Origin of the sequence: Amycolatopsis sp. NPDC058986, from assembly GCF_042741125.1 — a bacterium.
Classification (GTDB): Bacteria; Actinomycetota; Actinomycetes; order Mycobacteriales; family Pseudonocardiaceae; genus Amycolatopsis.
The window spans coordinates 157,299-179,401 of sequence record NZ_JBHYJW010000005.1; the positions used below are offsets into that span (position 1 = coordinate 157,299).

Below are 22,103 nucleotides of genomic sequence, written 5' to 3' on the forward strand. Positions count from 1 at the left end.
AACGAAAGGGCATCGCGATGCGCACAGCGCCGGAAGCCTTTCCCTCCCCCATGATCAGCCGCCGCCGGTTCACCGGTCTCGCACTCGGCGGGCTGGCGCTCGCGGCGAGCGCGGCCTGCGGTGGCGGCCCCGATCCGCAGGGTGCCTCCCGCATCCTGCGGATCGGGCAGTACTGGCCGCCGACCAGCCTCGACCCCGCCAAGGCGGGCGGCGAGTCCACTTTGTACTTCAACCCCGCCTATGAACCGCTCATCTACCGGGCACCGGACGGTTCGTACCAGCCGCGGCTGGCGACGGCATGGCGCTATCTCGGCAGTGGCAACCAGAGTTTCGAGATGACGCTGCGGGAAGGGGTGACCTTCAGCGACGGCGCGCCGCTCACCGCCGAAGCGGTGGCGGGCAGCATCGGGCACTTCCGCAAGGGCGCCGGGCAGGCCGCGGCGTTCCTGGCCGCGGTCGACAAGGTGGAAGCCACCGGGCCGCTCACCGTGCGGCTCGGGCTTTCCCAGCCGCATCCCCAGTTGCCCGCCCTGTTCACCCAGGACTTCTTCGTGGGCAACGTGCTCAGCCCCGCGGCGGTCGCCAAGCCCGAGGAGCTGGCGACCCAGACGTTCGGCGCCGGGCCGTACGTGCTGGTGCCGGGGGAAACCGTCGCGAACGACCACTACACCTACGCGCCGAATCCCCGGTACTGGAACGCGCGGGAGCGCAACTACGACCGGATCACCATCAAGGTGCTGCCCAACGAGAACACCGGGCTCGCGGCGCTCAAGACCGGGCAGGTCGACGTCATCGGCGGCAGCTACGCCATCGCCGACGGCGCGAAGGCGGCCGGGCTGAAGATCACGACGAGCCCGAACATCGTGATGGGCCTGCAGCTCAACGACCGCGCAGGCACGCTCAGCCCGCCGCTCGCCGACGTCCGGGTGCGCCAGGCGCTGAACTTCGCCGTGGACCGCGAGAAGATCACCAGGGCGCTGCTCGGCGAGTACGGCATCCCGACCGAACAACCCGCCGCGCCAGGCGAAGACGGCTTCAACGACAAGAACTTCTACAGCTACGACCCGGCACGCGCACGTCAGCTCCTGGCCGAGGCGGGACTGGCCAACGGTTTCTCGCTGCCGGTGATCGTCGGATCGACCCCGGCCTTCTTCGGCGACATCGTGCAGGCCATCGCGGCCAATCTGCGTCAGGTCGGGGTGAACCTCCAGATCACCTCGAAGGAGCCGTCCGCCGCGAACGCCGAGATCACCAAGTACCCGGCGTCGCACATGGGCTGGGGCGCGCTGCCGGTGTATTTCATGGGGCGTGGCCTGTGGCTCAAGGACGCGATCGGGATGAATCCCTTCCACAGCAGCGATCCGATGCTCGAAGACCTGGACCGGCAGGCGGCCGCGGCCGACGGCGAGGTACGGGCCGACCTCGACCGGCGGATCGTCCGGCGGGTCGTGGAACTGGGCTGGTTCCTGCCGGTGTGCCTGAGCCCGCTGTTCCTGTACTACCGGAATTCGGTCGGGATCGACGCGGTGCGCGGGAAGCTGTTCCCGAGCGTCACCGCCTGGCATCCCGCGACCTGAGGGGGCGGACATGGACACCGGAACGGACACCGAACCGGAAACGGCGGACGACGCGCTGGCGTTCCCGCCCGGGTTCTGCTGGGGCGTGGCGACCTCGGCCTACCAGATCGAGGGAGCGTGGGACGCCGACGGCAAGGGACCGTCCACATGGGACACACTGAGTCACCGGCCCGGCGGGCTGGCGGGCGGCGCGACCGGCGACGTCGCCTGCGATCACTACCACCGGCTGGACGAGGACCTCGAGCTCATGGCCCGCCTCGGGGTGACCAGCTACCGCTTTTCGGTGTCCTGGCCACGGGTGCGGCCCACCGGCCGGGGGCAGTGGAACCCGCGAGGGCTGGCGTTCTACGACCGGCTCGTCGACGGCCTGCTGGCCCGGAACATCGACCCGATGCTGACGCTCTACCACTGGGATCATCCGCAGGCGCTGGAGGACGACGGCGGCTGGCTGAACCGGGACACCGCCGAACGTTTCGCCGAGTACGCGGAGGGAATCGCGGCCAGGCTCGGGGACCGGGTGCACCGGTGGATCACGGTCAACGAACCGCTGTCGGTCGTGCACGCCGCGATGAACGGCTCGTCACGCCTCGACGGACCGCTGCGGCAGCACGCACTGGCGATGGCCCACCATCTGCTGCTGGCCCACGGGCTCGCGGCGCAGCGGCTGCGCGGGCTGACCGGGCGCGGACGGCGGATGGAGGTCGGGATCGCGCTCAACCTGTCCGGGGTCACACCGGCCAGCGGGCGCTACGCCGATGTCGAAGCCGCCGGCCGGGCCGAGGCCTATGAGGACCGCTTGTTCCTCGATCCGTTGCTGCACGGTCGTTATCCCCGTGTCGAGGGCGTCCCCGTGGTGCGCTGCGATCCGGCCGACAACACCGTTATCGCGGCCCCGCTCGATTTCCTCGGTGTCAACTGGTACGCACCAGCGCGCGTCGCCGCCGCGCCCTCGGAGCCGTTCGGCTACACCAGGACTCCGCTGCCGGACACCGCGGCCAACATGCTCGGCTGGCCGATCGTGCCCGCGGCGTTCGGCGGGCTGCTGCGCTGGCTGCGGGCGCAGTACCCGGACCTGCCACCGGTCCACGTCACGGAAAACGGCATGCCGCTGCCCGACGAGGTGGACGCGGGCGGCGCGGTGCGGGACGAGGAACGCATCGGCTATCTCCGCGGCTGTCTCGTCCAGCTGCGGGCCGCGATCGACGCGGGCCTCGACGTCCGCGGCTACCACGTCTGGTCGTTATTGGACAATCTCGAATGGGAACACGGCTACGGTCCTCGCTTCGGCCTCGTGCACGTCGACTTCACCACGCTGGAGCGCACGCCCAAGGCGTCCTTCGAGTGGTATCGGCGGCTCATCGCGGCGCAGTCGGCCGGGGAGGGCCCGCCATGTCACGGCTGATCGCGCGGCGGGTAGCCGTCTCGGCCGCGCTCGTGTTCATCGTCTCGCTGGTGACCTTCCTGTTGCAGGCCGCGGCCCCCGGGGACGTCGCGCGCACCCTCCTCGGCGACCACTACAGCGCGGAAGCCTACGAGCGGCTACGACACGAACTCGGCATCGACCGCCCGCTGCTGACGCAGTACTGGCAGTGGCTGACCCACGCGGTGCGCGGCGATCTCGGATCGTCGCCGCTGTCCGGGCTCGACGTCTCCGCCGAGATCGCCAACCGGGCTCCGGTCACGATCTCGCTCATGGTGGGCGCGACGCTGGTGACCGCGTTCGTCGGCGTCGCGCTCGGCGTGCTCAGCGCGGTGCACGGCGGCCGGATCGGGCGCGTGATCGACGTGCTTTCGCTCGTCGGCTACGCGCTCCCGAGCTTCTGGTTCGCGCTGACCATGGTCACGCTCTTCGCCGTCACCATCCGGCTCCTGCCCGCCACCGGGTACGTGTCGCTCGGCTCGTCGCCGGCGGGCTGGGTGCGCAGCCTGATCCTGCCGGTCGCCACGCTCGCGCTGCCCGGGATCGCGGTGTTCGCCAAGCAGACCCGCGACGCCATGCTGGAAGCGCTGTCACGGGATTTCGTGAACGCTTTGCGCGCCAACGGGGTCCCGGAGTTCTCCATCGTGGTGCGGCACGCGCTGCGCAACGCCGCGATCCCGGTCGTGACGCTCGTCGGGCTGACCTTCATCAGCCTGCTGAGCGGCACGGTGTTCGTCGAGGCCGTGTTCGCGATGCCCGGGCTGGGCGGGCTCGCCGTGCAGGCCACCACCCAGCACGACGTCCGCATGCTGCAGGGGGTGGTCGTCGTGTTCACGCTGGTGGTGGTGACGGTCAACCTGGTGGTGGACCTCGCCTACGGCTGGCTCAACCCCAAGGTGCGTGCCCGGTGAGCGCGCCCGGCCACCGGTGGCGGGCCGTGCTGCGCCGCCCGATCGCCGCGGTACCGCTGGCCTACCTCGCCATCCTGCTGCTCGCCGCGGTGTTCGCCCCGCTGCTGGCCACCTACGACCCGGCCGCCGCGGATCTGGACCACGTGCTGTCCGGGCCGACCGCGGCACATCCGTTCGGCACCGACGGCCTCGGCCGCGACGTGCTCACGCGAATCGTGTACGGCGGCCGGATCAGCTTGGTCGACGCGGCCGTCGTCGTGCTCACCGTGCTGATCGCAGGCGTCGGCAGCGGGATCGCCGCGGGGTTCCTCGACGGCTGGCTCGACCGCGTCTTCACCTGGGTCGTGGACGTGCTGCTCGCGATCCCCGTGCTGGTCACCCTGCTCGTGGTACTCGCCATGGTCGGCGGGCAGCGGGACGTCGCCATGATCACCCTGGGCATCCTGCTCTCCCCGGGGCTCGCGCGGGTGGTCCGCGGTTCGACGTTCGCCGTGCGGCAGGAGCTGTACATCGCCGCGGCCCGCGTGTACGGGCTGCCGAACCGGCACATCGTCGTGCACCACGTGCTGCCGCGGGTGGCCGGGCCGATCATCGTGCAGATCTCGATGCTGGCCGGCGGCGCGCTGCTGATCGACGCCGGCCTGAGCTACCTCGGGTTCGGCGCGCAACCCCCGGATCCGACCTGGGGGAACATGATCGCGGACGCGTCGGCCGTGATCGACCGCCAGCCGTGGCTGCTGCTGCCGCCCGGTGTCGTGCTCGGGCTGGCGATCCTGGCGTTCGGCCTGCTCGGCGACGCCGTCCGCGACGCGACGGCCGATCGTTCCGAGCATCCCGGCGAGCGGCTGCACCGCGCCCATCGCGCGCCGACCCCGACGCTCGCCCCGCACGCCGGCGGTTCCTCGGCATTGCTGTCCCTGCAAGGAGTATCGATCGCGCTGCCGGGCACCACCGGGACACGGACCGTCGTGGCGGACGTCGATCTGGACGTCCAAGCGGGCGAAGCCGTCGGGCTGATCGGCGAGTCGGGCTGCGGCAAAACCCTGACCTGCCGGGCGGTCCTCGACCTGCTCCCGGCCGACGGGGCCGTCACCGGGGGCAGCATCCTGTTCGACGGCACCGACCTCGCCACCGCGGGACCTCGTGCGATGCGGCGGCTCCGGGGCTCCGGGATCGCGATGATCTCGCAGGACCCGATCGCCGCGCTCGATCCGGTGTTCACCGTGGGCCAGCAGCTGGGCGAGCTGGTACGGCGGCATCGCGGCGGGACCCGGCAGGCCGTGCGCGCCCGGACGCTCGATCTGCTGCGGGACGTCAACCTCCCCGAACCCGAGCAGGTGGCGCGGCGTTACCCGCACGAACTCTCCGGTGGGATGGCCCAGCGCGTCGCGATCGCGATGGCGTTGTCCGGGGAGCCGAAGCTGCTCATCGCCGACGAGCCGACGACCGCGCTGGACGTCACCGTGCAGGCCGAGGTCCTCGACCTGTTGCGGGGGCTGCAGAAGGAGCGGGGGATGGCGATCCTGCTCGTCACGCACGACTGGGGCGTCGTTTCGGCGCTGTGCCGCCGCGCGTATGTGATGTACGCGGGCGACATCGTCGAATCGTGCGAAGTCGCGGAGTTGCTCGACCGGCCGCGGCATCCCTACACCGAGGGTCTGCTCGGCGCGATGCCGAGCCGCGCGGTGCCCCGGGGCAGGCTCGCGACCATTCCGGGAAGCGTGCCCTCGGCGCGGGTGCCGGGCTGTCCCTTCGCCCCGCGCTGTGAGCTGGCCACGCCCGAGTGTTCGGACGCCCCGATCCCGGTGTCCGAGCCACTGCCGGGACACACCACCCGCTGCCTGCACCACGAAAAGCTGTGCTGGGAAAGGAAAAAACGTGAGCCTGCTTGAGGTCCTCGATCTGCGGGTCGCGTATCCCCGCAGACCCGGCGGGCGTGGCCACGACGTCGTCGCCGTCGACGGGGTGAACCTGCACCTCGAACGAGGGGAAACCCTCGGCCTGGTCGGGGAATCGGGCTCGGGCAAGTCGAGCACCGGGCACGCGCTCGTCGGGCTGGCCCGGCCCGCCGCGGGCCGGATCCTGTTCCACGGCAAGGACATCACCCACGTCTCGGCGCGACGGCGCCGGGAACTCGGGCAGCACGTGCAGATCGTCTTCCAGGATCCGCACGGCTCGCTCAACCCGTCGCGGACCGTCGGCCGGACACTGGCCGAGCCGCTGCGCGTCGTGCGCGGCATGAGCCGCCGGGACGCCGATGCCCGCGTCGCGGAGATCCTCGCCCAGGTGGGAATGCCGCCCGAGACCGCTTCGCGGTACCCGGCCGCTTTGTCCGGTGGCCAGCGTCAGCGCGTCGCGATCGCCCGCGCGCTCGTCGGCGAACCGGAACTGATCGTCTGCGACGAGCCGACCAGCGCGCTCGACCTCTCGGTGCAGGCCCAGATCCTGAACCTGCTGCTGGACCTGCAGCGGCGGCTCGGGCTGAGCTACCTGTTCATCTCGCACGACATCGACGTCGTGCGGCATATGGCGCACCGGGCGGCGGTCCTGTTCGGTGGCCGGATCGTCGAACAGGGACCGATCGAGCGGGTCACCGGCCACCCCTGCCATCCCTACACCCGGGCGTTGCTGGCCGCGGTCCCGTCGGTCTCCGGGCCGTCTCCAGGATCTTGACCGCCGTGCCGACGCCGTCCTCCGCGCGGATCAGGTGGCCGAGCTGCTCCGCGCGCGCGGCGAGCGCGGGATCACCGGCGGCCCGGCGGATCGCGGCGGCCAAGTCATCGGACGTCAGCGTGCGCAGTGGCTGCGGGGCGGGAGCGACGCCGCTCAGCTGCATCCGCCGCGCGAAGAACGGCTGGTCGAACATGAACGGGCAGACCACCTGCGGGCGCCCGGCGGCGAGTGCGGCGGCCGTCGTGCCTGCTCCGCCGTGGTGCACCACCGCGGCCATCCGGGGGAAGAGCCAGTCGTGCGGAACGTCGGTGAGGCAAAAGACGTCGTCGCCCAGCTCCCCGGGGTCGATCCCGCCCCTGCCGACCGCCAGCACCGCCCGTACCCCGGCCCCGCGGACCGCGTCGAGGACGATCCGGCCGGTCCGCACCGGATCGCTGCCGACCATGCTGCCGAAACCCAGGTAGACCGGCGGTTTCCCGGCGGCAAGGAACGCCGCCAGCTCGGCCGGTGGAGTCCAGCCCGCCGGGCCGGGCAGGAAGAAGAACCCCGTCGTGTGCACCGAATCCGGATACCGCGCCCCCGCGGGCAGGACGTGCCCGCTGAAGCCCTGCAGTACCGTCGCGGGCCCGCCGTCCGGACGGCGGAACACCCCGGACCGGCGACGCGGCAGGCCCAGCGTTTCCGTGCGCCAGCGGCGGGTCCCGCCCGTGAAGGCACGGACGAACAGCCGGGTCGAAAGGTACGAAGCGCGGTTGAGCGGTGCGGGCAGCGGGAACGGGAACAGCGGATCGGGGAACGACCGCGTGGGCACCCAGAACGGCTGGAGGCACACCGGGACCGCGGGCACGCCGAGGAGTTCCGCGATCGCGTCGCCCGGCACGTTGACCTGGTGCACGACCAGATCGACGTCGCCGGAATCGGCCGCCGCGAACGCCAGCGCGGCGAGGTCGTCGAACACCCGGCCCATCGCCGCGCGGTTGTGGCGCAGGAACTCGAGGCCGAGGAGTTTTCCGCGCAGGCCACGGAAGTTGTTCTCCACCGCCTCCCACGCCCGGCGGTCGCCGACCAGTTTGTTCGTCCCGTCGTCCAGCGGCACGACCCGGGCGCAGTGCGGCTCGGCGATCGCGACCGCCGACGCCGGGCCCGCCAGCACCGGCTCGTGCCCGGCCCTGGTCAGCGCCATCGCGAGCGCGGTGAACGGCTGGACGTCGCCCCTGCTGCCGTGGGTGATCAGCAGGACCTTCACGACGACGCCCCGATGATGAGCAGCTGCTCCTGCAGTTCCCGCGCGATGGCCTCCGCGTCCTCCTCGGTGAAGAAACGCTTCGTCAGTACATAAAGGACGGTCAGCCTGCCACGATAGGTGGAGACGTAATAACCGGGGAAGAGCGTGTCGTCGACGGTGTTGAGAATGTGCGTCTCGACGACCTCGACGCCGTCGGGCATCGGGAATTCCGGTACCACACCGAGATTGCTGACCAGCGCGAAGGAAAGGTTGCGGTCGAGCGCGCTCTTGAGCGGCGCGCCCGCCCGCACCCCCTCGCCGCTCTCCAGCGCCGCGTCCATCTGCGCCTTCACCGACTGCCCCACCAGCACGGGACTCATCCGCGTCGAGACGTCGACCTCGGCGACGTAGGAGAGCATGAAGTTGGTCGTCTCCAGCTCCCCCACCGGCGGCTCGACGCGCCCGCGAAAGTCCACAGGGGACACCGAGAACATCGGGACCGGGTCGCGGCCACCGGCGAACGCCCGCTGCGTGAGCAGGATCGCGCCGCTGACCAGCCCGTGCACGGTCGTGCCGTACCGCCGCGCGGTCCGCCGGATCCAGCTCGTCTGCTCCTCGTCGAGCCGGAGGTACCCGCTGAGCAGCCCACCCTCGCCGTCGAGGATCGACGGGCCCGCCGTGTGGAACAGCCGCCGGTCGTACGGAATGAGACCGAGCCGCTCGTGGAACAGCTCCGCGGGCGGAGCGGGCAACGTGCCCGCCGCCTCGGCGGGCTCCGCCTCCCCCACGGTGAACAACCGCAGCAGTTCTCGCAGATAGCCGAGCCAGCCGTTGGCGTCGACGATCGAATGGTCCGCGCGCAGGGCGAGATATCCGTGCCGCTCGCCCCGCACGAGCACGAGGTCCGCAACCGCCCGCGAAGCGTCCCACGGCAGTTCGACGATCTTCGTCAGGACGTCGGGGGCCTCGTCGAGGATCAGCAACTCGGGGACCTGGCCGTCCTCGACGCGCATCACGGCGTCGCGCCCTGCCCCGCGGATCCTCGCTCGCAGCACCGGATGCGCGGCGCACAACGCCCGGAACGCGCGGTCGAGCGCCTCGGCGTCCAGGTCGCCCTCGTACTCGGCGGCCATGATGACGACCCGGTTGAAATGCGCCAGCTCCAGGTAGTTCAGCGGACGTTCCACCATGGTCATGACAGGGTCCATTCTCTGGTGCAGAAAGGGGTTCCGTTGATCAGGACTTCCGCGGTCACGGTCGCGGCGGCGGCCCGCATGTCGATCTCGGCGCGGACCGTCGCCCGGTCGCCGTCGGCGGTCTCCGCGGTCTTCTCCCCCGAAGCCAGCATCCGCGCGCCTGCCGCGTCGCCGTTGGCCACCTCGAAGCCGAGCAGCGTCCTCATGGCGAGCGAACCCTCGGTGTAGCGGACCCGGTCCTCCTTCGCCACGGTGAGCCGCACCGCGTCGCCGAGGTGATCGCGCGTGATTTCCCAGCGGTCTTTCGGGACGTCGCGGGCACTCGTCCGTCGTTCCGGCGGATCCACGACGACGTCGGTGAGCGAAGCCGGATCGCACACCGGCAGGCTGAGCGTGGTCGCGGTGTTCCCGCCGTAGCCCTCCGCGGCCAGGCCGACGTAGTCCCCGGACGCCTGGATGACGCGCACGCCGAGCAGCGCGGGCTTTCCGGCAGGCCACAGCCTCGGGACGTCGGCCATCGCGAGGACCAGCCGCAGCCGGTGCCCGGCCGCCAGCCGGTAGCACGTCGGGTCGAGCCGCACCTGCACGACGTAGGGCGAGCCATTCCGCTGGGGCCGCAGGGAATCCAGGTCGACCACGCCCATCGATACGAGCACCGACCGGTCCTGTTCGTCCACATCGGTCACCTTGACCACACAGCGGGAGGCGCTGGTGGCCGGGGTGATGATCACCCGTGCCGTCGGGCTGCCCGCCACCAGCACCGGTTCGGGGAACGGAGCGCTGGTGAACGCGAGCGACCGGGTGTCGTCCTCGTGCTGGTCGAGCGGATAGCCGAACTTGTCGATCGGGTGTTTCGTGAGCCCGCTCAGCGCGCCCACCGTGTCGTCGCTCCGGCAGACCGTGGTCACGACCGCGGTCGAACGCCCGGTGCGGTTCGATCGGTAGAGATGCCCCGAGCGCGCGGCGACGAAAACCTGGTCCCCGGTCTTCTCCGGCGGCCAGCGCGGCGCCTGTACCCAGCGGCCTTCACCGCCCTGGACGAAGAACGTCGCCGGCTTTTCCCGCGTGCGCGGCACTTCGCCGTGCAGCCAGCGGTCCCACCAGGCGCAGGCCAGCGCGGCCGAGGGCACCGGCTCGACGCCCGCGACGTCCGGGAAGGTGTGCAACCACGGCCCCACCAGCAGCCGCTTCGGGCCGCGGATCTGCTGGTACGCGGTGATCATCGACGCGCAGAACAGGTCACGCCAGCCCGCGACGCACAGCGACGGCACGGTGATCCTCCTGGCGTCGACGCGACGCTGTTCCCACACCGGATGTCCCGGCGGATGGAGCCACGAATCGGCGAACCACGGTTCGAACTTCTCCAGCCGTTCCTTCCACAATGTCTCGTGTTCGGCCTTGTCGTGCTCTCGCAGCGGAGGCAGCAGCGCGCAGAAGATGTTGTACAGACTGAGATGCCCGAACATGCCGATCCCGCCGCGCAGTCCCGCCGGGTGCACCAGATCGCGCTCGGCGTCCGTCCAGCCCATCACCGGGAAGATCGCCCGCAGGTGCGGCGGCTGCCTGCTCGCCACGGCCAGCGTCGTCATCCCGCCGTGCGAAAGGCCCCACATGCCGACCCGGCCGGTGCACCACGGCTGCGCCGCCGCCCACTCGACGACCGACACGCCGTCGTCGACCTCCTCCGGGCTCAGGATCGGCCGGGGCACGCCCTCGGAGGTCCCGATGCCGAAACTGTCCACATAGAGCACCGCGTAACCACGCTCGGCGAAGTAGCGCAGGTATTTCCGGGCCGCTATCCCGCCGAGCCCGTCCTTCCGTCCGGTGTGGACGGTCACCAGCGCGGGCACCCGGCCCGCGCCCTTCGGCAGGTACAGATCCCCGCCGAGAGTCAGGCCCGGCACGCTGGAGGGGATGCGGACGTCACCGGTGAACTCGACCTCGTACCGCGGCGGGCGCGAACGCGGGAACCGGATCGGGGGACGCGTCACCACAGGTCCTCCCGCGTCCTCGGCCCCGCCCAGCGCAGGGCCGCGCCGCCCCAGCTCATCCCGCCGCCGAAGGCGATCAGCAGCACGACGTCGCCCGCGAAGACCTTCCCGGTCCGCACCGCGTCGTCGAGGGTGATCGGGACCGACGCCGCGCCGGTGTTGCCGTAGCGCTCGATCGTCAGGTGCATCTGCTCGGGCCGCAGGCCCATGGTGTCGGCCAGCTCGCGCAGGATCGTCCCGTTCGCCTGATGCGGCACGAGCAGGTCGACGTCGGCGATGTCGAGTTCGGCCGCCTTCACCACGTCGGCGACGAGCTCGGGCACCACCCGCGCGGCGAAGTCGCGGACTCCCCTGCCGTTCATGGCGAAGTGGTGCTGACCGCCGGCGAGGGTCTCCGCGCTGGCCGGGCGACGGCTGCCACCGCCGGGAATACCGACCATGTCCACGAGCGTGCCGTCGGAGCCGAGCGTGCTGGCCAGCAGCCCGCGTCCGGTACCGGTCTTGCCAAGCACCACCGCGCCCGCGCCGTCGCCGAACAGGACGCAGGTACGCCGGTCGGTGTAGTCGAGGATGCGGGAATAGATGTCGGCGCCGATCACGAGCGCGGTGCGCGGGCCGGGGTCCGCGGTGAGCATCGCGTGCGCGGTCACCAGCGCGTAGACGAACCCGGAGCACACCGAATCGACGTCGAACGCCGCCGCGCGGACGGCGCCGAGCTGGGCCTGGACGGCACAGGCGGTCGCGGGCATCGGCTGGTCCGGGGTCGAGGTCGCGACGATGATCAGGTCGAGGTCGGTGGCGGCGATGCCCGCGGCGTGCAGCGCCCGGTGGGCGGCCGCCGAGGCCAGGTCGGACGTCGCTTCGTCGGGGGCGGCGACGCGGCGCTCCGCGATGAGCGTCTTGTCGAAGATCCACTGCTCCCCCACCCCGAGACGCTTGCCGAGCGTCTCGCTGGTGAGGACCGTTTCCGGCAGGTAGGAGCCGGTTCCGAGAATCGCGGTGTTCATGACATGGGTGACCTTTCTTCGGGCACAATCCACCTACGGAAGGAATTCCTCGAACGTGTTATTCGGCGACCTTCGTCCGGTCACACCAGACGAAAACGGGAGCTTCGTCGCATCCCCCTGGCGATTCGAGATCCAGTACGAAATGTTCGTACCCCGCCCGGAACGGAATCTTCAGGTATCTCGCGGAGAACTCCGAAAACCGGACGCTCATCCGGTCCGGGACTCCGTCCGGGCCGCCTTCCAGGCGCACGTCGACACTCGGTTCAGCCACGCCCATGGCTCGTTCACCTCCTCTCTCCGGCCTCAGCCCGCGCGTTTCCGGTAGGCACGCATGGCGAGCGGGAAGAACACCAGCACGGCCACGACCATCCACACCAGTCCCCCGGCGAGCGGACCGGCGACGGGGCCACCGGCGAGCAGCCCGCGCATGACGTCCGCGAGCAGGCTGACCGGGTTGACCCCGGACCATGCCCGCAGCCAGCCGGGCATGCTGGCACTCGGGACGAAAACGTTGCTGGCGAACACGAACGGCATGAACAACGCGATCGCGACGCCCTGCACCGAATCGGGGCGGCGGACGACCATTCCGATGTAGACGGTCACCCAGCAGAAGCACAGCCCGGCCGCCACCAGCAGACCGGCCGCCGCCAGCGTCGCGAAGAGTCCGGTGTGGACCCGGAACCCCATCGCCGTGCCCACGGCGAGCACCGTGCCGAACGCGAGCAGATAGCGGACCACGTCCGCCAGCACCCCGCCGACCAGTGGCGCGGCGCGCGCGATGGGCATGCTGCGGAAGCGGTCGAACACGCCCTGGTCGACGTCGATGTTGAGGCCCACCCCGGCGGACATGCTCGCCAGCAGCACGGTCGGCACCAGCAGGCCGGGCACCAGATTACGCAGGTACGACGTGGTGTCCCCGGCGATCGCGCCACCGAACAGGAAGCCGAACATCACCAGGAACAGGACCGGCTGTACGGTCACGTCCACCAGATGTTCCGGATTGCGCCGGATCTTTCGCAGGCCGCGTCCACAAAGGACGGCGCAGTGCCGCACGGCCTCGCCGGGCCCGACGTGCCGCCTCGCGTCCGTCCCGCTCATACCGCACTTCCTTCCGGCACCGGCCGCTCACCGGGGACGCCGGTCAGCGACAGGAACACCTCGTCGAGACTGGGCAACCGCAGGGCCAGTTCGTCCGCGGCGATCCCGGCCTCGTCCAGTTTCCGGACCACAGTGGACACCAGCAGCGGATCACGGGCGGGCACCGTCAGCAGTCCGGTGGTGGTGTCGTAGGCGGGCGCGGCGCCTGCCAGTTTCCCGACGATCCCGGCGACCACGGCGACGTCGCCGGGAATCGCGGGCCGGACCCGCAGGGTGTGCCCGCCGATCCGGCGCTTGAGCTCGCCGGGGGTGCCCTCGGCCACCACCCGGCCGCGGTAGAACACCGCGATGCGGTCGGCGAGCCGGTCCGCCTCCTCGAGATACTGCGTGGTGAGCAGCACCGTGACCCCGTCGGCCACGAGCCGCCGGACGACGTCCCACAGTTCGCGGCGCACATGGGCGTCGAGCCCGGTGGTCGGTTCGTCCAGGAAGAGCACTCGCGGCCGCCCGAGCAGGCTCGCGGCCAAGTCGAGCCTCCTGCGGGTCCCGCCCGAGTAGGTCTTCGCGGCCCGGCCCGCCACCTCGTCCAGCCGGAACCGGTCGGCCAGCTCGCCGGCCCGCGCCCGCGCCGCCCGCGCGGACATGCCGAGCAACCGTCCCATGAGGACGAGGTTCTCGGTGCCGGTGAGATCGCCGTCCACCGACGCGTACTGCCCGGTGAGGCCGATCACCTCCCGCACCGCGACCGGATCGCGGACGACGTCGTGTCCGTCCACAATGGCCACACCAGCGTCCGGCCGCACCAGTGTGGCCAGAATCCGCACCGCGGTCGTCTTCCCGGCACCGTTGGGCCCCAGTACCCCGAGCACGGTGCCCGCCCCGGCGGCGAGGTCGATCCCGTCCAGAGCCACGGTCGGCCCGAAACGCTTGACCAGACCCTCCACCCGAATACCGAATGACATGACTCGATTCTCCCCACGGCCGCCCGAACGCGGCAATCCATGAACCGAAACATTCGATCCCCGGTAATTGGCCCCTTGTGCTTTTCGGTCAGGTGCGGAAACGGCGAACTCGCGTACCCGGAGAGTCGGCCGGCGTACTGGGCGCCACACTTTTGTCGCGAACGCTCCGTTCAGGACGCTGATCGTCGCGAACGCTCCGTTCGCGACAAGCGAGGGCGTGACACCATCGCCACGAAGGAATCAGTGGCGGCGCAGCGTTTCCGACGGCTTTTCGCCGAACCGTCGCTGATAGGTGGCGGCGAACCGGCCGGTGTGCAGAAATCCCCATTCGGCCGCCACCGCGGTCACCGTCACCGCGTCGGACTGGGCGGCGCGCAGCTGGTCGTGCACCCGGCGGAGCCGGATCTCGCGCAGATACTCCATCGGCCGCATGTTCAGATGCTTGCGAAAACCCAGCTGCAGCGAGCGTTCGGTCACATCGGCCTCGCGGGCGAGGCTCGCCGTCGTGTGTCGCCACTGCGGGTGGCTTTCCATCCATTCGAGCGCGATGCTCACCGCGCGCGAGGGCGCCGCGGCCACGTCACCGTTGAGCATGCTCGAATAGTTGTTCGCGTGCGCCACCAGCAACGCGCTCATGAGTGTCCACTCGAAACGGTCCGCGACCACCGGCTGTTCGATCAGCGTCCCCGGCCGGTCCAGCTCGGTGACCAGCAGATCCACCGCGCGGCGCCAGCTCCGCCCGTACCCGGAGCCGAGGTCCATCGACGGCGCGAAGCGCAAGGGTCTTCGCAAAGGGGCACCGAGCAGATCACTCAACCGCGCTTCCAGCGACGCGCGTTCCATGCGCAGCACCAGTTGCGTGCAGTCCGCGGTCCAGCGCATGGTCACCGGGTCGGCCGGCGAGAGCACCGACGCCTGCCCCGCCCCCACCAGCACCCGGTCCGGACCACTGCGGATCTCGGCCCGCCCGGTCAACGGGATGAGCACCGCGAAGAAGGTGTCCTGCGGCGCGTAGCGGATGCGCACGTCACAGCCGTAACTGACGTAGTTGACCGACATGTCCCGCAGCCGCACCGAATGCATCCGAGCGTCCAGTCGCGCGGCCGGCCCGAGGACGTCGAGCGTGTGCGGGCACAGGACCCGGCCGCACACCTCTCTCACGTACTCCGGATCGCCGCAGTGGAGCAACTCGTGGCGCGCGAGAGGCAACGACGCTTCAGGGACCTCGACCCCGACCACAATGACCTCCGACCTTCGAATCGTTCGGGTAACCCCCGGGGAAGTCGCCTCGTCGCGCCCTCGTGATCATCCTTCACCCGCGACCAGGCGCCGGAATCCACCGTCGGGGTGAAATCCAGCGCCCTGAATTCTCTGTCCTTTTTACACACGAAACCGCCGGCTCGCCCGAAAACGAAGGCCGACGCCGGCAGCACAGCAGATTATAGGGACCGCGACAACGCACCCGCATCGGTCGAAAGAACGAATTCGCGGCCCCGTACTCCCGGTCCTCTCCCGTCGTGGGTCAGGCTATGCCGAGGTCGCGCGCGAACGCGGCGAGCTGGGTGCGGCTGCGCAGATCCAGCTTGGCCAGTATGCGTGACACATGCGTCTTGACCGTCGACTCGCTCACCCCGAGTTCCCGTGCGACTTCGAGGTTCGAACAGCCGTAGGCGATCAAGCGGATGACGCCGCGTTCGCGTTCGGTCAGGGGTGTGGCCCCGCGCGGCTCGCGCCTGCCGGGGCGGCCGCCGCGGAACTCCTCCAGCAGTTCCCCCGCCGCCTGCGGGGAAAGCCACGCTTCCCCTCCCGCAACGGCTTTCAGTGCGGCGCCAAGGGTCCACGCCTCCTGGTTCTTGATGAGGTACCCTCGCGCACCCGCCCGCGCGGCCCGCGCGGCGTCACCCCGGCGGTACGCGTCGGCGAGGACCAGTGTCCATGGCGCACGCCTCCCGGTGGACCGGACGACCTCGGCCACGACGGCGATCCCGTCCTCGCCCGGCAGATCCCGGTCGACGAGGACCACGTCCGGCTCCACTGCGGCCAGTGCGGCGAAGACGTCGCTCCCGGTTTGCGTCACATCCTCGACGACTTCTGTTTCCGGCTCTTTCGCGAGAATTCTCCTGATCCCGTTCGAGCTGATGGACGAACCCAGGACCAGCAATATCCGCATCACGATCGGCGCCTACCGGTTCCGGCCCCTTCCCGGATTCCCATAGTGCGACGCGCACCTCGCGAAACAGTGTCCCCGGTCAAGCATTCCACCTCCGACTGCGGCCGTCCGCGCGGCCACGACATCCCCGCACCGAGATCAGAAATTAGCGTGCCCCTGACGAAACCGGCAATCTGCAAACCGTCCGTGTTCATCCCTTTACCGCATGCTGCCCGGCGCAGAGCCGCGAATTTCCGCCGTTCAGCCGAACGTATTCTCGGCCACCCGGCCGAAGCGGTCACCCCGGTCGTTCCGGGCGTGTCCGGGCCCCGGACGCGACCACTTCGGCGGCCGTGACCTCCACCGGTTGCCGCCGCGAGCGCGCGAGGGCCAGCAACGATTCGCGGCCTGCCGCCGGATCGGTCTTGTACCGCTCCGCGAGGACACCGGTCGCCTGCGCGATCACCACCGTGCGGTCCAGTTCCGCCTGCAGCAACGCACTCCGTGCGGCCTTCTCGCGGATCCGCTGCCGGTGCAGGAGGCCGATCGCCGCGGCGTCCGCGAGCGCGGAAGCGGTGCGCAGCGCGTGCGTGTCTTCGCCTTTCCCGTCCGCGTGAATGAGGCACAGCAACCCGACCGTGTCCGTCCTTCTGCGCAACGGCACCACGGTGGAGTCCGAGAGCCACAGCCGGGCCCGGGTGAGGCCGGCACCGGCGTCGGCCACCATCCGCAGGCGCCCGCCGGAGCCGGCGAACAACAGCACCACGCTGTCCGCCCCGGCCAGTGCCCGCGCCCGCTCGACGAGGAAACGGCCGAACATCGACTCGTCGAAATCCGGCGCCAACGTGTCGGACAATAGGATCATCGACTCGATCAGCTGATCGCCGCACATCGCGGCTCCCTCCGCCAGGCCGGATTCCGGTTTTCCTTGCCAGGACAATGAAACACGAACCCCGGCCGCCCACCACACCCAGGAGCAGGTAGCGTGCGGCGATAGTTGCCGAGCGTGTCCGTGATCGGCTTTTCCTCGCAAACGGGTGCCGGAGGCCACGACGGTGGACAAGCTCCCGCCAATGGGGCAGGGTTGTCTCCCGTACGCCCGTGCTGTCCCGGACCCTGATGGTCGAGCGTGAACTCCGAAGGGAATTCCGACCGACGCGATCGATCCGGGAGCAGCCGAATGCGTGGAAATGCCCAGGAATTTTCCCACATTCTGCCCACCGCGAGCACTTTCACCCGCCCGGACGCGCGGCTCATCGCAGCCGCGGTCACCGGCGAGCGGGAGGCACTGAACGCCCTCGCCGAGGTGCTGCGGCCGATGGTGCTGCGCTACTGCGTCAGCAGGCTCGGCGTCCAGGAGACCGGCTGCGCCGGCGCCGAGGACTGCACGCAGGAGGTCCTGGTCGCGGTGCTGGTCGCACTGCCGCGTTATCGCTATCGCACGGACCGCTTCCTGTCCTTCGTCTTCGGTGTCGCCGCGCACAAGATCAGCGATCTGCTCCGGCGACGCGGCAGGGAACGGTGCGAGCCGCTACCCGATCCCGACGCCGTGGTCGCCCCCGAACCGGTCCCGCCGGAGGACGCGGTCGAACGCCTCGACCAGCAACGCCAGCTCAGGCGAATGCTCCAGCGGCTGCCCGACAACTACCGGGAGGTGCTGGGCATGCGGGTCCTGTTCGGATTCACCGCCGAGGAAACCGCCTCCAAGCTCAACATGCCCAGCGCCGCCGCGGTCCGCGTCACCCAGTTCCGCGCGCTGACCAAGCTGCGCCGATCCGCCCCCGCGGCCCCGCCACGGGAGGGCGCGTTGCTGGGCGCCCGGTAGTCATCAGGCCGGTTGCGCCCGGAACCGGCCGATCAGCTCAAGCAGTTCACCGCCGCGCGGGCTCGGCCCGTTCCGCCGGATGGCCTCGTCCAACGGCCACAAGCGGTCCTTCGTCCGCGCCGACCGCAGTCCGCGCGCCAGCTCGATCGCTTCCGTGCCCGCCCCGGCGGCCTCGTCGAGATCGCCCGCAAGGGCGTGGCACACCGCGAGCCAGATCAGCGTCAAGGAGCAGCTGCGGGCCATTTCCGGTCCGTAGCCGTCGATCGCCTTCGTCAGCTCGGGAATCGCCCGCTCCCCGTGCCGCGTGTCCACCGTCCTGGCGAGCTCGGTCCGCACCGTACCTGCCATCGCCGCCAGATCGGTGGCGCCGAAGAACGCCGCCCACGGCGCGGGCGGCGTGTCCCGGGAATCCGCGAACTCGTCCGCCGCCCGGCCCAGGTTCGCCAGCGCCTCGTCGGCGTCGCCCCGCATCGCGTGCGCCCACGCCTGGTTGGCCGAAAGGATCGCCTGACCGAGAGCCGATCCGGCGCGCCGCGCGGCTTCCTGGCCGCGGGCGAACTCGGTCACCGCCGCCCCGACGGCGTGGTAGTGCAGGTGCAGTCTGCCGAGCCGGTAGCACACGTTCGCCACCAGATCATCGTTGCCCGCCTCGGTCGCCAGTTCGATCGCGCGCTCGAACCTACGCTGGGCGACCCGGGCGTTCCCGGCGTCGAACTCGGTCCAGCCCAACAGGTTCTCCGTGTCGGCGAGCACGGTGCACAGCCGCGCACGGAGGTGCTCGGGCACCATCCCCCGGCGCAACAGGCGGCCACTGGTCTTCAGCACCCGCAGTGCGTCCCGGCAGTAGCCACCGCCGAGGCGGTAGTCGAGCGCCCGGAACGTCTCGACCGCCGCCTCCAGGTCCTCGATGTCCGCGGTGTCGACTCGGACTGGAAGCCGTTCCTCACCGGTGAGCGCGGTCATCACCACACCTCCGAACGCACCACGAGTCCCTGACGGATGTCCATGGAATTCCCACGCTCCTGGTATTTCAACCGGACGAACAGACAGCCGTCTGGGTCCAGGACGGGATTACACCGTCACGGCACATCTGCGTACCCCGGCGTCCACAGCTTCACTGATGTTAGTAAGTCCGGATGCCGGGACCATCCGCCGATCGGGCGCAGTGTTACGGCGTGCGGATATCCACGCATTCCCATCCGCACTTTCCGATGCACGGGAATCCGCGACCGGCGCAATGCACACCCCGCCGCGCACGGGAATATCAGGCGGAGAAAAGATCCTGGACGTCTTCGGAACGCGAGACGACCGCCGTCGCGACCTCGGTCAGTTTCCGGTTGTTGCGCCGCGAATATCCGCGCAGCACCGCGAACGCGCCCGCCATGTCGAGGCCGAGCCGTTCTGCGATGAAGCCTTTCGCCTGCTCGATGACCACCCTGCTGGACAGTGCAGTCTGCAACTGTTCGATAAGGACGTCGTAGTGCCGGGCCGAGCGCGCCTGCAGGAGGCCGATCGTGGCCACGTCCACCATGGCCTGCGCGGTGCGCATCGACGGCCCGTCGAGCGCTCCCGGCGCGCCGATCAGCAGGTTCAGCACGCCGACGATGTCGGACCGCAACCGCATCGGCAGCGCGTAGGCGGCCTGGAAACCGGCCGCGGACGCCTTGAGCGCGAACGAGGGCCATTTGGCCTCCGCCCCGGGCAGATCGGTGTAGCCGACGACCGCGCCGAGCCGATACGCGTCGGCGCACGGGCCTTCGTCGATCTGCAACTGGAACAGCTCGTGGGTCCGGGATTCCTCGTCCGCGCTGGCCACCACCTGCAGGCCACCGCGGGGATCGGCGAGCAGCACGCCCGCCGCGTCGATCTCGAGCAGTTCGACACAGCGCAGGGAAAGGAGGTGGAGGAAATCCAGCACGTCGAAGTCGTCGACCAGAGTGTCCGCCAGTTCGACGAGTACCTCGGTCAGACTGTCGTCACGCATCGACCCACGCACCTCCGCACCCGGAACACCCTACAACGATCACGGTCATCCGCTGCGTCTCAGCCGGGATCCCGTTCGGGTGCGAATCTCAGCCGCCGCGCGACCACATCCGCCGCCAGCTCCGCCAGCCCGCGGTGTTCGGCGAAGGCACGTGCCCGCAGCCGGGCGTAGGCGTCCTCCAGGCTCACGTCCAGCTGTGCGGCGACCATTCCGGCCGCCTGGTGCACCTGTGGGCTCAGCAAGGGGAAGCCGTTGCCCGACCCGACCAGTTTCCCACCCCCTGTGTGGGTCTGCTCATTGAGGAGCAGGATCCAGACCAGCTCGGCGAACGAGAGCGCCTCGCCCACCGCGGCCCTGGGCAGCGATCCGGGTTCGGCGCAGTAGAGCGTCAGCGCCCCGGCACGGCTGGCTCCGGCCGACAGCGGCAGCACATGACACGAGCGGGCACCCGCTTCGACGGCCAGCGGCACGAACAGCGGCCAGCGACGGCCGATCGCCGGTGCCTCCAGGTCGGCGACGAGCACGGGGACGCCGGTGCGCAGCACCAGGCTCCCCGGCCCCTCGCCGACGGTCGCCTCGATCTCGGTGAGCCGGGTGCCCAGCTCCCCCGTCGCGTACCGCAGTTCGGCGGTACCGGCCCCGGTGCCGACCACCAGGCACGCGCCCTTCACCCCGAACCGGTCCACCACGGCCTCGCAGACGAACTCCACGGTGACGCGCCTGCGCCGCGCCCGCGCGAGCTCGCTCAGCGAAGTCCAGAGCTTCGCGAGCCGCGAGTCGTCTCTGCTTCCGTCGTGAACCGTGACCACGTTGTTCCAGGCTTTCCGGACACCAGCGGCTTCCCGAACAGGAAAACCCTTGCCGATCCTACCTATCCCCGTGCCGCACGCCCGGCGCAACACCCCGGGCGGGTCACCCTCCGCGAGAGTTCGAACATACGCGCGATTCCCGCGCTCGGCGACCCCCATTGTCGCCGAGCACCGATGGCTGCGGGATCCTTACCGATCCCCTCTCGCGAAACCCTGAAACAATAGTGCCGAAAGTCCCCGGTTCGCCGGTGCGCCCGCATCCGGCGCAGTCTCGCTCCGGGAACAGATCTTCCTTGTGCGACAAGAGGATCCGCGCCGACGCACCCGGTTGACCTATGGCGGGACGCGGAATACTGCGGGACAGTGGCCGCGGAGCCGATTCTCGCCCCGTTCACCCCGCGAGGGAAGTGGTCCCGGAAATGATCGAATACTCCGGGCTTCCGGCAGAACACCTGTCGCTCGCCCCGCCCGGCATCCGGGCGAACCCGTAACATGCCCGCGAAAGCCCGCCCCGACCTCGGCGCCGCGCTCGCCACCGCCGCCCGCTGGCTGGACGAGGTGCCCGGCGTCGTCGGGGTCGGCCGGGGCTACTCCGACGGCGCGCCCGCCCTCGACGTGTGGGTGAATCCCGGCACGGTGCCCGCCGGGCGGCTGCCTTCCCGGCTTTTCGGCGTGCCCGTGCGCGTGCACGGCGCCGGTGGACCATCGGAGGCGAGCTGATCCACTCGGCCGCCCGCTTTGTCCTTTGTGGACTGCGATGCGGCGAAGGGCGCTTTCAGCGCGCTCAGCGCTATGAAGGACCCCTTCACGGCGCTGGTCGTCCCTCGGGGTATTCCGTTTCGAAACCCGGCCAGGGTCATTTGCACCTAACGGGCCCGGGACCTTCGTGTCTTCACCGGTCACCGCGCGCTGTGTGATCCTTCGTGCATGGACACCACGAAGTCCCGGCCCCCGAATCTCACCGCCCAGAGCAGCGAGATCGAAGCACTGCGGAACCGCCTCCGCTACTACCGTACGCGGGCGGATCAGCTCCAGTACGCGCTGGACCACCGGCTGCCGATCGAGCAGGCGAAGGGTATCCTCGCCGAACGCTACGGGATCGACGTGGACGAGGCATTCGCCATGCTGCGGTCCTTCTGCCGGGACCACAACCTCAAGATCCACGATGCCGCCCGGGCGTTGATCGGCCAGACGGGTGAAGCCCGGCGCGTGGCGTGCTGAGCGGCACCATGGTCAGTCTGGGGGCCGACTACGCCGGCGAGGGAGGTCCGGGGGC

The 22,103-nt window shown here is 70.3% G+C and carries 21 protein-coding genes; 8 read left to right on the top strand and 13 right to left on the bottom strand.

Going from position 1 to position 22,103, the window contains the following annotated elements; genetic code table 11:
- Positions 1-17 precede the first annotated feature (17 nt).
- The 5 genes from ACFW0G_RS07095 to ACFW0G_RS07115 are packed head-to-tail and all read left to right on the top strand — an operon-like array spanning position 18 to position 6,581.
- Positions 18-1,577 carry an ABC transporter substrate-binding protein gene (locus ACFW0G_RS07095; protein WP_378323905.1) on the top strand — a complete coding sequence of 520 codons (1,560 nt, stop codon included), beginning with the start codon at positions 18-20 and terminating at the stop codon, positions 1,575-1,577.
- A 10-nt stretch (positions 1,578-1,587) separates the two neighbouring features.
- Positions 1,588-2,979 (top strand): GH1 family beta-glucosidase, encoded by a 1,392-nt coding sequence (locus ACFW0G_RS07100; protein WP_378323906.1) that lies wholly within the window; start codon positions 1,588-1,590, stop codon positions 2,977-2,979.
- Positions 2,967-3,908 (top strand): ABC transporter permease, encoded by a 942-nt coding sequence (locus ACFW0G_RS07105; protein ID WP_378323907.1) that lies wholly within the window; start codon positions 2,967-2,969, stop codon positions 3,906-3,908. The genes ACFW0G_RS07100 and ACFW0G_RS07105 overlap by 13 nt, the downstream gene beginning before the upstream one ends.
- A complete protein-coding gene (locus ACFW0G_RS07110) occupies positions 3,905-5,800 on the top strand; it encodes a dipeptide/oligopeptide/nickel ABC transporter permease/ATP-binding protein (protein ID WP_378323908.1) in 1,896 nt (631 codons plus the stop codon). The genes ACFW0G_RS07105 and ACFW0G_RS07110 overlap by 4 nt, the downstream gene beginning before the upstream one ends.
- On the top strand, positions 5,787-6,581 hold the full coding sequence (locus ACFW0G_RS07115) for an ATP-binding cassette domain-containing protein (RefSeq protein WP_378323909.1): 795 nt from the start codon (positions 5,787-5,789) through the stop codon (positions 6,579-6,581). Before ACFW0G_RS07110 ends, ACFW0G_RS07115 begins: the two co-directional genes overlap by 14 nt.
- On the opposite strand, the gene ACFW0G_RS07120 is transcribed toward ACFW0G_RS07115, so the two are convergent.
- The 10 genes from ACFW0G_RS07120 to ACFW0G_RS07165 all read right to left on the bottom strand — a co-directional run bounded on the left by ACFW0G_RS07120 (position 6,499) and on the right by ACFW0G_RS07165 (position 17,101).
- Entirely contained in the window at positions 6,499-7,827 is a 1,329-nt protein-coding gene (locus ACFW0G_RS07120) for a glycosyltransferase (protein ID WP_378323911.1), read from the bottom strand. The two genes, ACFW0G_RS07115 and ACFW0G_RS07120, sit on opposite strands and share 83 nt — an antisense overlap.
- Entirely contained in the window at positions 7,824-9,002 is a 1,179-nt protein-coding gene (locus tag ACFW0G_RS07125; protein WP_378323912.1) for a hypothetical protein, read from the bottom strand. The genes ACFW0G_RS07120 and ACFW0G_RS07125 overlap by 4 nt, the downstream gene beginning before the upstream one ends.
- Positions 8,999-10,993 (bottom strand): CocE/NonD family hydrolase, encoded by a 1,995-nt coding sequence (locus ACFW0G_RS07130; RefSeq protein WP_378323913.1) that lies wholly within the window; start codon positions 10,991-10,993, stop codon positions 8,999-9,001. Before ACFW0G_RS07130 ends, ACFW0G_RS07125 begins: the two co-directional genes overlap by 4 nt.
- The gene (locus ACFW0G_RS07135; protein ID WP_378323915.1) at positions 10,990-12,000 is read right to left on the bottom strand and encodes a 3-oxoacyl-ACP synthase III family protein; all 1,011 of its coding nucleotides are present in this window, start codon (positions 11,998-12,000) and stop codon (positions 10,990-10,992) included. Before ACFW0G_RS07135 ends, ACFW0G_RS07130 begins: the two co-directional genes overlap by 4 nt.
- Before the next feature lie 58 nt (positions 12,001-12,058).
- Entirely contained in the window at positions 12,059-12,271 is a 213-nt protein-coding gene (locus ACFW0G_RS07140; protein ID WP_378323916.1) for a DUF5988 family protein, read from the bottom strand.
- Between the two features lie 32 nt (positions 12,272-12,303).
- Positions 12,304-13,098 carry an ABC transporter permease gene (locus tag ACFW0G_RS07145; protein ID WP_378323917.1) on the bottom strand — a complete coding sequence of 265 codons (795 nt, stop codon included), beginning with the start codon at positions 13,096-13,098 and terminating at the stop codon, positions 12,304-12,306.
- A complete protein-coding gene (locus ACFW0G_RS07150) occupies positions 13,095-14,060 on the bottom strand; it encodes an ATP-binding cassette domain-containing protein (RefSeq protein ID WP_378323918.1) in 966 nt (321 codons plus the stop codon). Before ACFW0G_RS07150 ends, ACFW0G_RS07145 begins: the two co-directional genes overlap by 4 nt.
- A 240-nt stretch (positions 14,061-14,300) precedes the next feature.
- Positions 14,301-15,221: an AraC family transcriptional regulator gene (locus ACFW0G_RS07155; RefSeq protein WP_378323919.1), complete on the bottom strand. Its 921-nt coding sequence runs from the start codon at positions 15,219-15,221 to the stop codon at positions 14,301-14,303.
- Positions 15,222-15,582: 361 nt separating this feature from the next.
- Positions 15,583-16,230: a LuxR C-terminal-related transcriptional regulator gene (locus ACFW0G_RS07160; RefSeq protein WP_378324011.1), complete on the bottom strand. Its 648-nt coding sequence runs from the start codon at positions 16,228-16,230 to the stop codon at positions 15,583-15,585.
- 277 nt (positions 16,231-16,507) lie between these two features.
- Positions 16,508-17,101 carry an ANTAR domain-containing protein gene (locus ACFW0G_RS07165; RefSeq protein WP_378323920.1) on the bottom strand — a complete coding sequence of 198 codons (594 nt, stop codon included), beginning with the start codon at positions 17,099-17,101 and terminating at the stop codon, positions 16,508-16,510.
- A 288-nt stretch (positions 17,102-17,389) separates the two neighbouring features.
- Between ACFW0G_RS07165 and ACFW0G_RS07170 the strand changes: the two genes are divergently transcribed.
- Positions 17,390-18,034, top strand: a complete 645-nt coding sequence (locus tag ACFW0G_RS07170) for a sigma-70 family RNA polymerase sigma factor (RefSeq protein WP_378323921.1) — start codon at positions 17,390-17,392, stop codon at positions 18,032-18,034.
- Between the two features lie 3 nt (positions 18,035-18,037).
- Here the strand turns inward: ACFW0G_RS07170 and ACFW0G_RS07175 are convergent, their stop codons facing one another.
- From ACFW0G_RS07175 to ACFW0G_RS07185, 3 genes are all read right to left on the bottom strand, one after another.
- Positions 18,038-18,997, bottom strand: a complete 960-nt coding sequence (locus ACFW0G_RS07175) for a hypothetical protein (RefSeq protein ID WP_378323922.1) — start codon at positions 18,995-18,997, stop codon at positions 18,038-18,040.
- A gap of 301 nt (positions 18,998-19,298) precedes the next feature.
- Complete coding sequence (locus ACFW0G_RS07180; protein WP_378323923.1) at positions 19,299-20,018, bottom strand: GAF and ANTAR domain-containing protein; 720 nt, start codon at positions 20,016-20,018, stop codon at positions 19,299-19,301.
- A gap of 59 nt (positions 20,019-20,077) precedes the next feature.
- Positions 20,078-20,827, bottom strand: coding sequence for a GAF and ANTAR domain-containing protein (locus ACFW0G_RS07185; RefSeq protein WP_378323924.1), 750 nt, complete (start codon positions 20,825-20,827; stop codon positions 20,078-20,080).
- A gap of 492 nt (positions 20,828-21,319) precedes the next feature.
- On the opposite strand from ACFW0G_RS07185, the gene ACFW0G_RS07190 reads away from it, so the two are divergent.
- Together ACFW0G_RS07190 and ACFW0G_RS07195 are read left to right on the top strand one after the other, a co-directional pair.
- Positions 21,320-21,547, top strand: a complete 228-nt coding sequence (locus ACFW0G_RS07190) for a hypothetical protein (RefSeq protein ID WP_378323925.1) — start codon at positions 21,320-21,322, stop codon at positions 21,545-21,547.
- 207 nt (positions 21,548-21,754) lie between these two features.
- Positions 21,755-22,048, top strand: coding sequence for an ANTAR domain-containing protein (locus tag ACFW0G_RS07195; protein WP_378323926.1), 294 nt, complete (start codon positions 21,755-21,757; stop codon positions 22,046-22,048).
- Positions 22,049-22,103: the final 55 nt, after the last annotated feature.